At 58.6% G+C, this 11,902-nt stretch carries 5 protein-coding genes; 4 read left to right on the top strand and 1 reads right to left on the bottom strand.

Annotation, left to right across the window (positions count from 1 at the left end; genetic code table 11):
- The first annotated feature begins 311 nt into the window (after positions 1-311).
- The 3 genes from LGH74_RS06940 (at position 312) to LGH74_RS06930 (ending at position 6,292) form a co-directional block, all read left to right on the top strand.
- Positions 312-1,556, top strand: coding sequence for a hypothetical protein (locus LGH74_RS06940; protein ID WP_226173815.1), 1,245 nt, complete (start codon positions 312-314; stop codon positions 1,554-1,556).
- 168 nt (positions 1,557-1,724) lie between these two features.
- The gene (locus tag LGH74_RS06935; protein WP_226173814.1) at positions 1,725-2,636 is read left to right on the top strand and encodes an ABC transporter ATP-binding protein; all 912 of its coding nucleotides are present in this window, start codon (positions 1,725-1,727) and stop codon (positions 2,634-2,636) included.
- On the top strand, positions 2,633-6,292 hold the full coding sequence (locus tag LGH74_RS06930) for an ABC transporter permease/M1 family aminopeptidase (RefSeq protein WP_226173812.1): 3,660 nt from the start codon (positions 2,633-2,635) through the stop codon (positions 6,290-6,292). The genes LGH74_RS06935 and LGH74_RS06930 overlap by 4 nt, the downstream gene beginning before the upstream one ends.
- Positions 6,293-6,321: 29 nt before the next feature.
- Here the strand turns inward: LGH74_RS06930 and LGH74_RS06925 are convergent, their stop codons facing one another.
- Positions 6,322-8,367 carry a HelD family protein gene (locus LGH74_RS06925; RefSeq protein ID WP_226173810.1) on the bottom strand — a complete coding sequence of 682 codons (2,046 nt, stop codon included), beginning with the start codon at positions 8,365-8,367 and terminating at the stop codon, positions 6,322-6,324.
- A gap of 506 nt (positions 8,368-8,873) precedes the next feature.
- Here LGH74_RS06925 and LGH74_RS06920 point away from each other — a divergent pair.
- Positions 8,874-11,303: an outer membrane beta-barrel family protein gene (locus LGH74_RS06920; RefSeq protein ID WP_226173808.1), complete on the top strand. Its 2,430-nt coding sequence runs from the start codon at positions 8,874-8,876 to the stop codon at positions 11,301-11,303.
- The last annotated feature ends 599 nt before the right edge of the window (positions 11,304-11,902 follow it).

Below are 11,902 nucleotides of genomic sequence, written 5' to 3'. Positions count from 1 at the left end.
CATCTCTGGATACTATATTTTCCGCTGTTACCTATGCTTGGCCATTCACTATTAAAGGTGTCAATCGGGCAATATTACGGCCTTTCACCCCTTGAGAATTGAGAGCAGAAAGCAGCTTGTTTGCCCAAAAGGGCAAGGCAGGAGAATAATCGGGTGTCTTAACTTTGAAACTCAAAGTTCTTTTATTTACCTTGCCAATGCTTCGCCGGGCGGGCTTCGGCTGCTGCCGAGCCCGCCCGCTGAGGTACACCAACTGCACCATACTGGCCTTTGGCAAGCCCATTCATCCTTCTTCTTTACTTCTCTGCGCGATGAAAGACGAAATCTTAGCCCATCTCAACGACCCCCGGCAACTGGAGCGGTTGTACCAGGCCGACAAGCGCACGTTTAAGCGCGCGTTCAATGCGTTGTACCCCGAGCTGGGAAACCAGGTACTGGCCGGGTATTGGAAGGAGCGGCTCAGCTTTGCCGGCCAGGATATTTCCTGGGGCAGCGGCAAAGACTTGCTGTTTGTGCTGCTGGCTTCGCTGCTGGCGGGCGGCATTGCTAAGCTGCCAATGTTGCTGGCACTGGACGAAAACGTCTTCTATCCGCGCAACATAGGCTTCATCCTGTTCCCGATGCTGACCGCCTTTTTTGCCTGGAAGAATAACCTGGACAAAGGCAAAACAGCGCTTGTCGTTGGGGCAATTCTGCTGGGAGCGGTGTACATCAATTCGCTGCCGCTGGCCGAGAACAGCGACACCTTGATTTTAGCGTGCCTGCATCTGCTCTTATTTCTGTGGTCGATACTAGGCTTTGCTTTCGTGGGCGAGGCGCGCAACAACGTGGACAAGCGGCTGGACTTTTTGCGCTACAACGGCGACTTGGTCGTCATGACCGCGCTGATTCTGCTGGCGGGCGGCATCATGACCGGGCTTACCATCGGGCTGTTTTCCCTGATTGGGTTCCGGATTGAAAAATTCTACGTCGACTATGTGGTGACGTTTGGGCTGCCCGCCGCCCCCATTGCGGCTACCTTCCTCACTCAAACTAATCCGCAGCTGGTAGGCAGAGTGTCGCCGGTCATTGCCAAAATCTTCAGCCCCCTGGTATTAGTCATGCTGATTATTTACCTGGCAGCCATGGTATATTCCGGCAAAGACCCCTACAACGACCGGGAGTTTCTGCTGCTCTTCAATGGGTTGCTGATTGGCGTAATGGCCATCATTTTCTTTTCCATTGCCGAAACGTCCCAGGCTACCAAAAGCCGGGCGGAGCTGTGGGTGCTTTTGCTGCTGTCGGCCGTGACCATTGTGGTAAACAGCATTGCTCTGTCGGCCATCGTGTTCCGAATTGCCGAATGGGGAATTACGTCCAACCGGGCGGCTGTTTTGGGCGGCAATGTGCTGATGCTGCTGCACCTGTTGCTGGTAACGGCGCAGCTCTTCCGCGTGCTATTCCGCCAGGCCGACACCGCCTACGTCGGCAAGGCTATTGCCACTTTCCTGCCCGTGTATTGCTTCTGGACCAGTATCGTAACCTTTCTGTTTCCGCTGCTATTCAGCTTTAAGTAACAACTGCTCCGGTCAGTAGCAGCCTGCAAATACCAGGCAAAGCCGCATTCTGAACCCAAGTGCTGGGTGCTGGCCCGTGCCGGCGGTGGCTCAGCAATCCTGCCGCAGTTTTGGGGCGCTACGCTGGCGCAACCTTCTATTTCTCTCTTACTCACTACCTGAACCGGAATGGAATTACGGATTCGCCACGTCTCCAAGCGCTATGCCAACGGCGTGCAGGCCCTGAAGGACATTACCCTTACCGTTCCGGCGGGCATGTACGGCCTGCTCGGGCCCAACGGTGCCGGCAAGTCTACGCTCATGCGCACCCTGGCCACCCTACAGGAGCCAGACAGCGGCAGCATTCAGCTCGGGGAACTCGACGTGCTCCAGCAGCCGGATGCCGTGCGCCAGACTCTGGGCTACCTGCCGCAGGAGTTCGGGGTGTATCCTAAGGCCAGGGCCGAGGATATGCTGAATTACTTTGCCATCCTGAAGGGCATCACCGGCCGGCGTGCCCGCCAGCAGGTCGTGGAAGGGCTGCTTCGGCAAACCAACCTGTGGGACGTGCGCCGGCAGCAATTGGGCGGCTTTTCCGGGGGCATGCGCCAGCGCTTTGGGGTAGCCGTGGCGCTGCTGGGCCAGCCCCGGCTGCTGATTGTAGACGAACCCACGGCGGGGCTGGATCCAGCCGAGCGGGTGCGTTTCTTGAATCTGCTCAGCGAGTTGGGCGAGAATAGCGTGGTGCTGCTCTCCACCCACATTGTGCAGGACGTAGCCGAGCTGTGTACCCGCATGGCCATTATCAACCAGGGACAAATACTGCTTGAAGCCGAGCCACTCCGGGCCGTGGCCGACCTGCAGGGCCGCATCTGGCGCCGCCTGATAGATAAGACTGCTTTACCCCGGCTGGAGCAGGAACACCGCGTCATTTCCACTAGGCTGCTGAGTGGGCGCACGCTCGTACACGTCTACAGTGAGCAGGCGCCCGACCCCGGATTTGAAGCGGTGGAGGCCGATCTGGAGGATGTGTATTTCAGCACCATGGCCGGCCATTACGGGCCCGCAGTTGCGCAACCGGAGCAAGCGGCACGGATATGAAGCTCTGGACGATTTTCCGCTTTGAGTTTGCCTACCAGATACGTCGGCCCTGGCCCTGGCTGTTTGTCGTTATCCTGCTCGCCCTCGATTTCCTGATGGGCCGGGACGGCTCATTGTCCGAGATGCTGTACGCCGACTTTTTTGTCAACTCGCCGTTTGCCGTTGCCAAAACCACCGTTTTTGGCTCCCTAATCTGGCTGGTGATGGCCGCCGCCATTGCCGGCGAGGCTGCCGCGCGGGATGTGGCCACGGGTATGCACCCGCTAACCTATACCACCCCGGTGAGCAAGGGCAGCTACCTGGCCGGACGCTTCCTGGCGGCCTTTGCCCTTAACGCGCTGCTGCTGCTGGCCGTGCAGGCGGGTATCCTGCTGAGTATTTATTTGCCCGGCGTGGATGCCGCCTTGCTGGGTCCGTTCCGGCCGGCGGCCTTTCTGACCGCCTACGCCTTTATTTCCCTGCCCAATGCCTTGGTCGCCACCGCCATTCAGTTCGGATTGGCCTTGCGCAGCGGGCGGCCCATGGCCGGCTATTTCGGCAGCTTTCTGCTGGTTTTTATGGGGTTCTTCGTCGCCTCGCTGCTGCTGTTCAAGAGCAGTCTGGGTACGCTTCTGGACCCTATCGGCATCCGCTTTGTCGTCGAAGATATGGCCCATTCGTGGACCCCAATCGAGCAGAACCGACGCCTGCTGGCCCTGGAAGGTGCCATCCTTTCCAACCGCCTGCTGTGGCTCGGTCTGGCGTTGCTGGCGCTTGCCCTCACGTACCGGGGCTTTCGTTTCGCCCACCGCCCCGATCGGGGTGGGTGGAAGCGCGTCAGGCAGTTTTTCGCTCGGCGGCGAGAAGCTCAGCAGAGCGCTACTGACGGTGGGGCAATGGCTGCACCGCGCAAAAACAATAACCACAGTGTGGCGCCGAACCTGACCCTTGCTGGTGCCTGGGGCTCCCGTCCGTTTGGTATGGCTACTCACGCCCAGCAGATACTGGCTGTGGCCTGGGACTCGTTCCGGGCCCTGGCCACGAGCTGGGCCGGACTGGTGCTGCTGGTTGGCATTCCCTTGCTGAGTGTGCCCGTGGTGCTCGATCAAATGCAGGTCAACGGCGTGGCGCTGGTGCCCACTACGGCGCTCGTGCTGGCTGAGCTCACTGGCTCGCTGGCCGATGAGCTCAGCCGCTGGGTCATTATTCCCTTCCTCATCGTGTATTTTGCCGGGGAGCTGGTGTGGCGGGAGCGGGATGCGCGGCTGGGTGAGATTTCCAGTGCCCTACCCGGCTCGGAATGGGCGCCCTTGCTGGGCAAGTTCCTGGCCCTGGCTCTGCTGCTGGTTTTGTTTCTGGGGTTGCTGGCCACGGCCGGAATGGCCGCGCAGGCTATCCAGGGCTATTACCACGTGGAGCCCGGACTCTATTTGAAAGTGCTATTCGGGTTACAGCTGACCGACTACCTGCTCTTTGCCCTGCTTGCCCTGGCTGTGCACGTAGTGGTAGACCAAAAGTACGTTGGCCATCTGGTGGCTATTCTGGCCTTCGTTTTCATTGCCCTGGCCAGCTTATTTGGCATCGAGCACAACCTGCTCATTTACGGTGCCGGCCCGGGCTGGTCTTACTCCGATATGCGCGGCTTCGGTCCTGCTCTTGGGCCGTGGCTGTGGTTTAAGCTCTACTGGGTTGCCTGGGCCCTGCTGCTGGCTGTGGTAGCCCGCCTGTTCTGGGTGCGCGGCCGGGAGCAGGGCCCCGGCGCCCGGCTGCAGGTGGCGCGGAGGCGCTTCAAGCGTACCACGGCCGTGGTAGCCGCAGTGGCGCTGAGCGGTATTCTTATCCTGGGCGGGTTTATCTTTTACAATACCAATGTGCTGCACCCTTACCGCACCGCCGCCCAGCTAAAGCAGCGGCAGGCAACCTACGAGCAGCGCTACGCCCGCTACGCGGCCACCCCGCAACCCCAACTGACGGACGTGAAGCTGCGCGTCGAAATCTACCCCGAGCGGCGCGCCGTGGCGGTGCGGGGCACCTACTGCCTCGTGAACCGCACGGCCGTGGCCATCGACTCCATTCACCTGGCCACCGACCCCGACAGCGAAGCCAGAGTTGACCTGCGGTTTGACCGGCCGGCTACCCGCGTGCTCACCGACGCCGCGCTGGGCCACCACATCTACACTCTGCCACAGCCGCTGCAGCCCGGCGACTCGCTGCAGCTCATCTTCCGGGCCCACGTCGAGTCCCGTGGCTTCCGTGAGAGTGGAGCCGGTACTTCAGTAGTAGCCAATGGAACTTCCTTTTCCAACAGCTGGCTGCCCACAATCGGCTACCAACCAAGCCGGGAGCTGAGCAGCACCGGCGACCGGCGCACGCACGGCCTGGCCCCGCGCCCACTTATGCCCTCTGTCTACGACGTGGCCGTACGGCAGCCCCGTGGTGCTGGAGTATCGTTTGATGCGGTGGTGGGCACGGCCCAAAATCAGGTGGCAATAGCCCCCGGGGCGCTGCGCCGGACCTGGGCCGCCGGTGGCCGCCGCTATTTTCACTACGTGTCCGATGGCTTCATTGGAGGCGAGTGGGCTTTTTTCTCGGCTGCCTACGCCGTACACGAAGCCCAGTGGCAGGATTCGTCGGCCGGAGCGGGGTGCCGCGTCGCTATTCATATCTTTCATCACCCGGCCCACACGGCGCACCTGAGCCGCATGGTTCGCAGTATCAAAGCCTCGCTGGCTTACTACACCCGGCAATTTGGTCCTTACCGGCATAGCTACCTCAACATCATCGAGGTGGCCGGCAATGGCACGGGTCTGCACGCCGAAGCCAGCAGCATCACGCACCCGGAGGGCTTCACGTTGTGGCAACCCAAGGAAGAAGAAGGTAGCCTGGACCTGCCCTACGCGGTAGTGGCCCACGAAATGGCCCACCAGTGGACGGTGCCTTATGCCCGGGTAGAAGGAGCCCCGGTAATGTCTGAGAGTTTGGCCTGGTACTATGGAATAAAGGCGGTGGAGCACAGCCGGGGGCCGGAGCAGCGCCGACGGTTACTGAGCTTCATGCACCAGCCGCATCCGTACCCGGCCATTCGCCGGGGAGAGCCGCTGCTGCGGGGCCTCGACCCGTACCTGGCTTACCGGCGCGGGCCTTTTGCGTTGTATGCCCTGAGCGAGTACATCGGCGAGGCGCGGGTCAACCGGGCGCTGCGCCGCCTGCTGGAGCGGCACCGGCTGCCGGCCGCGCCCCTGGCCACCACCCTGGACCTGTACCGCGAGCTGCAAGCCGAAACCCCGGATTCCCTGCAGTATCTGCTCCACGATTTGGTTGAGGTCAATACCTACTGGGAACTCAAAACCGAGCAAGCTACGGCCACCCCAACCAAGGCTGGCCAATGGCAGGTAACGCTCCGGATAAAGGCCCACAAGGTGGTGCTGGACAGCGCCGGCATCAAGCACGAAATACCCATGCACGACTGGGTCGACGTCGGTGTTATGGCGCCCCGCGTGCCGGGGCAGCCGGCCGGCACGCCGCTGTACCTGCGCCGGCACCGCATCCGCTCCGGCAAGCAAACTATTACCGTTACGGTACCCCGGCAGCCTAGTCAGGCTGGCCTCGACCCAAACCGGCTGCTGATTGATTTGCAGCCCGAGGACAATGAACGAAATGTGACGCTGGAAAAATGACTTTTTACACTGAGCCGGCCCCGTATGCCTCAGGCTGATAAGAAGGCGGTAAGCTCCCCGGCATACGTGAGCGTGAGCTGGTGCATGGCCCGGGTACAGGCAACATAAAGCATGCTCTTATCGACCTCCGTTTTGTAGGTGCGGGCGGAAGCAAAGGGCACAATGACCTCATCAAATTCCAGGCCCTTCGCCAGATGGGCAGTGGTGATGATGATGCCTTCCTTGAAGGTCGTGGACTCGGCCGTGAGCAAATGCACGCCGGGCGCCTGCAGCGCCTCATAGGCCTCAGTAGCCTGCCGCTGGGTTTTGCAGATGATTCCCAGGGAATGATTTGCCGAGCTTTTAAAGGCCGTCATCAGTTCCCGGACAGCTGCCAGCTCCTCGCTTTTACTGCCAAAGCGCGCTACAACGGGCTCCGGGCCGTGCCGCTCCAGCGGAATAATGTCGGGATTGGGCGTAATCCGCTGCGCAAAGGCGGTAATCTCAACCGTGGAGCGGTAGCTGCGGTAGAGCCGGACTATATCGGCCTGCGGAAATACCCGCTCAATGGTTTCGGCCGAGGAAGCACTGTAGGGGTTCACTGTCTGGCTCACATCGCCCAGGATGGTTTTGCGGCACAAAAACAGGCGCGACAGCACGGCGTACTGCACCGGGGTGTAATCCTGCATTTCGTCTATGAGTAGGTGCTTGACCTGCTCATAGGCCGTGATACCCTCTAGGCGGAGCCGCAGGTAAATTAGGGCAAATACATCCGCGTATTCCAGGGTTAGGCGGTGGTCGAGCTTCAGCAGCTCGGGCCGGCCGATCCAGCCGTAAAAATCCCGGTAGAGGTCCAGCACATTGTGGAGCTTGAGCATGCGCGGAATGGCTTCCCCGATGGTCGCTTTTTCCTGCCCGGTCAGCTTGCGGCCGGCAGCATCCCGCACGTAGGCCCTGACGTCATTGGCAACCAGGGCAAAGCGTTTCAGCAGCGGAACCCGGTGGTAGGTCCTGAACTTCTGCTGAATAACCGCGGCGGCAACAACGGTTTTGCCAACCCGCAGATCGGTAATAGTGAGGTAGTTATTCTCGATATGGAGCAAGTATTGGTTTAGCTTGCTCAGGAATTCAAACGAGGATTTGAACTGAATACGCTCGATAAAGGCCGGGTTGTGGTGCTCCAGCAAGGCCGATACCTGCTCGAAAAAGGTCTGAAACGGGTAGCGGTTTTCGAGCAGGTCGGCGGCCAGCTCTTCCATGCCCATCTCGGGCAGGTGCTCTTCCCCCAGCTCGGGCAAAACGTTCGAGATGTAATCGGCGAAGACCTTGTTGGGCGAAATAATGAGAATATCCTTGGCAGCGATAGTTTCCCGGTAGCGATACAGCAGGAACGCAATCCGATGCAGGGCAATCGACGTTTTGCCGGAGCCGGCCACGCCCTGAATGACCATCACCGGCGCGGTTTCATTGCGAATCACCGCGTTCTGGTCGCGCTGAATGGTCGCGACGATGTTCTTCATCTTGTCGTCGGACGATTTGGCCAGCTCTCGCTGCAGCACGTCGTCGTGAATGTTGACGCCGTTTTCAATCATGAACTCCAGGTGACCGTCCCGGATTTTGTACTGCCGCTTTAGCCCGATGCTGCCCCGAATGGTACCGGAAGGAGTGGAGTAGGAGGCTTCCCCCAGCTCAAAGTCGTAAAACATGGAGGAAATGGGAGCCCGCCAGTCGTAGATGAGGTTTTGGCGCTGCCGCTCGTCCAAGAACGAATGCACGCCGATGTAAATCGGTGATACTACTTTATTGGGCGTGACGAAATCGATACGGCCAAAATAGGGGGACTGCGCCAGCTTGAGCAGCTTGCGTTTCCGGGATACGGCAGCTTCGCCCGTAAATGCCATGCGGTTGATGGACTGGCCGGCGGCCACCATATCGGCGTCATCCATGCCGGACTGGTGCTCGTGGATATACTCCTTTTTCTGCCGGAGCTCGTCGGAAAACTGCCTGACGGCGTCATCCACGCGCTTGACGGCGAGCGTGAGTTTCTCCTTAATCTCCTCCAGATATTCTCTTTCTTCTGATTCCGTTGCGTTCATCCCGTGCTGCCCTTGAAAAATGGACCTCAAAGGTGCCATCAAAATCCGGTCGGTAGAAGCGTTTGGCCGGTTTTATTAGGCGCATGGCTTCCCCGCGGCCCGGCCGGATACGAAATGAAAGGGCTAATGAGCTCCTGACCGGGCCGTAGCCTACTTGGGCAGCGCTGGGTCTTGCTGAGGAGAAAGTGGCCAAAGTAGAGGTAATGCCGGTGCCCATGTTGCGCAGCCGGCGCGTCTCTCAATACCGGTGGAAATGATGCGCTTAACCGCCTGCATCCTTCCCCGGGTTTTGGTTTCTATTGCGCTATACACTACCCAGTGCAAAGGTAAATCGTGTTCCAGGCCATTGGCCCTGGTCCGTCGATGCGGGTGGCGGGGAGGCGACTTTTTTAGCACCGCCCGGTAACCTTTTTTACTAACGTCGGTGTCCGCGTTTGACTGGTGCCGCTGCTGGTAAGTCCAGCCACCAGATCTGCCCTATTTCCGCTCTTTTAGCTGCCTCTCCCATGAAACACTTTTCCTTTCTTCTGCTCTTTGGTTGGGTTTTGTTGCTGGCCTACCCAGGCCGGGCGCAACAGGGGTCGTTGCTTACCGGCACGATTAAAGACGAAAAAGGCGCGGTAGTGGGGTTTACCACCGTGGCCGTGCTGAAAGCGCCGGCCACGACCAGCGTGACGGGCACGGTGGCCGACGCAAATGGTCGGTTTCAGCTTCAGGCTCCCACGGCGGGCACGTACCGGTTGCGCCTGAGCGCGGTGGGCTACCTGCCGAAGGAAACCGCGTTTGAGCTCAGCCCCACGACGCCCGGCCATGATTTTGGCGTACTCACGCTGCAGGTCGATGCCAAGCAATTGGCGGAAGTAAACGTGGTAGGGCTGCGGCCAACTATTGTGCAGGAGGCCGACCGGATGGTGGTGACGGTAGAAGGCACGGCCATGGCGGCCGGCAACACGGCCTTCGACGTGCTGGTGAAGTCGCCGGGCGTGTTTGTGGACCAGGACGGCAACATTCAGCTCAACGGCAAAAGTGGGGTGACGGTGATGCTCGATGGCCGGCTGACGTACCTGTCGGCCCGGGAGCTGCGCAGTATGCTGGAAGGCATGCCGGCGGCCAATCTGAAAAACATCGAAATTATTACCAATCCCCCGGCCAAATATGATGCGGAAGGCACCTCGGGCATTCTCAACCTCAACTTAAAGCAGAACACCCAGCGGGGACTCAACGGGAGCGTATACGCCAGCAGCAATTACAACTTTCAGCAGTTGGGGCACACCTACGGCGCCAGCCTGAATGCCAAACAGGAAAAGTGGAGCGGCTTCCTCACCCTCGACGCTTCCCGCCGAGTGGGTGGCCGCGACGCCACCTTTACGCGGGTGTTTTATGCCGAGCAGCGCACCACGTATTTCGAGCAGCAGGCTACCGGCAATTTCGTTTCCAAGAGCCCTCCGGTAGTACGCCTGGGCGCCGACTACAACCTGAGCAAGCGTCACAGTGTGGGGTTTATGGCCGGCTATACCTTCCGCAAAGGCGAATCGGACTTCCTAACCGATACCTACCTGGGCTCGTCGCCGCAGGAGCCGAGCCGCTACATCGACGCGGATAATTTCAGTCGCACCACATACCGGAATTTCACCGGCAACCTCCACTACAACGGCCAGCTCGACACGGCCGGCACCACGCTCACCGCCGACCTGGACCTGGTCCGGATTGACAACCAAGGACAGGCTGACTTCTACAACCTCTTCACCGACCTCAGTACTGACCAGCTCACCCGGAACGTGGAGTATACCAACACCGGCTCGGAGCTGAGCATCTACGCGGGCAAAGTTGATTTTACCCGGCCGCTGGCCGCCGGCCACAAGCTAGAAGCCGGCGTGAAAGTGAGCCAGGTAACGGCCGATAATGACTCCCGATTTTATTTCAACAACGGGGTCCTGGTGCTCGACCCACTGCGCACGAACTACTTTATCTACCGCGAAAATATTCAGGCCGCGTATCTGAACTGGAGTGGCAAGGCTACCGAGCAACTCAAGCTGCAAGCCGGCCTGCGCCTGGAAAACACCCATTCGCTGGGCGAATCCTACACCACGGGGCAGGCCACCCGGCGCCGGTACCTGAACCTGTTTCCGAGCGTGTTTGCCCAGCAGCAAATCACGAAGGACTACGAGCTTGGCTTTAGCTACAGCCGGCGCCTGAACCGCCCGAACTACGGTAGCCTAAACCCGTTCCGCTTCTACCGCGACCCATACACCTACGAGGAGGGTAACCCGTATCTGCGGCCGCAGTACACGCAGGCCTTCCGCCTGACGCATACCCTGCGCAAGGTTTACAGCCTGGCTTTCAACTACGACTACCAGACCGCCGTTATTTCGGAAGTGCCTATTCTGGATGTGGAAGCGGCCACCACTAAGTATACCACCGATAACCTCGATACCGGCCACATCCTGGGCCTAACGGCCGTAGCACCCTACAAGCTGGCTAAATGGTGGGATACCCAGAATACCGCGGTGGTATCATACCGCAAGTTCAGCACCAACGCCACCAACGGCTTTTTGACCAACGAGCAGCTCTACTACATGCTGCAATCCAACCACACGTTGCTATTGCCCTCGAAAGTACGGCTGGAAATTGAGGCGCGGTATCTGGGCCCCACGGCATCGGGGCTCTACCAGATTAAACCCATGCACTGGGTGGGCCTGGCCCTGAAACGGAGCTTTCTACAGGAAAAGCTCGACGTGAGCATGAACGTGAATGACCTCTTTAAAGGCTACCGGTACCGGTTCAGCACCAACATCAATGGCAACGTGAATGAGTTCAACCAGTACTTCCGCTTCCGCAGCGTGGGCCTGACACTGCGCTATAACTTCAGCAAAGGTGGCAAGGTGGAAACCAAGCGGCGCAATACCAACCTGGAAGAAGTAAACCGGGCGGGGTAGTCACACGGTGGTTACTAGCGGTAGAGCAACGATTGCCAATGATTCAGCAACTTGGCCCAATCTGGGCAAAAGCAATATGGGGTTAAGTGCGAATTATTTGTTTGGTAAGAAAATCCAAGTACTTTTGGAGAGCTATATAAGATAAAGAATGCCCGTTGAAATACAGTGTTTATAACCTGATATCCTGGTTTTATGTTACTTATAGACTAATATCTTAGAAATATACCCCCCAAGAACACCGTACTACGCCATACCCCGTAAGAGCTAAGCAAAGCGCTCGGCAACGACTCGTATCCTTTGGAGTAGGATAATTACTAGTACTACAGGCAGTAGTTGAAATAGTTATACAATGCGTAGTATTCTGTCGTCTTCCAGCCACAAATAATAAGGCGCCCTGTACAGTTGGCTAATAGCTGATATATACTCACGTAGATACCATGCTTGCTGCGGCTGAAATTATACGTTAAACAGCGCGCTGCAGAGTCAGTTGCTGGGCATTAGGGCTTTAATGAAGAGCAAATTAGCCAGATAATAAAGTGTAATAATAGCGGCTGAATGGGCCGCTTTATTAAGCCGAGAATTTGCAATGAATAATTCTA

The organism is Hymenobacter lucidus (assembly GCF_020447265.1).
GTDB lineage: Bacteria > Bacteroidota > Bacteroidia > Cytophagales > Hymenobacteraceae > Hymenobacter > Hymenobacter lucidus.
The sequence above is the reverse complement of the archived record's forward strand: the minus strand, read 5'-3'. Positions and strand labels throughout refer to the sequence as shown.

Bases quoted from the DNA above. Each gene is read 5' to 3' on its own strand.
- LGH74_RS06940 (WP_226173815.1), top strand. From the start codon at position 312: ATGAAAGACGAAATCTTAGCCCATCTCAACGACCCCCGGCAACTGGAG.
- LGH74_RS06935 (WP_226173814.1), top strand. From the start codon at position 1,725: ATGGAATTACGGATTCGCCACGTCTCCAAGCGCTATGCCAACGGCGTG.
- LGH74_RS06930 (WP_226173812.1), top strand. From the start codon at position 2,633: ATGAAGCTCTGGACGATTTTCCGCTTTGAGTTTGCCTACCAGATACGT.
- LGH74_RS06925 (WP_226173810.1), bottom strand. From the start codon at position 8,367: ATGAACGCAACGGAATCAGAAGAAAGAGAATATCTGGAGGAGATTAAG.
- LGH74_RS06920 (WP_226173808.1), top strand. From the start codon at position 8,874: ATGAAACACTTTTCCTTTCTTCTGCTCTTTGGTTGGGTTTTGTTGCTG.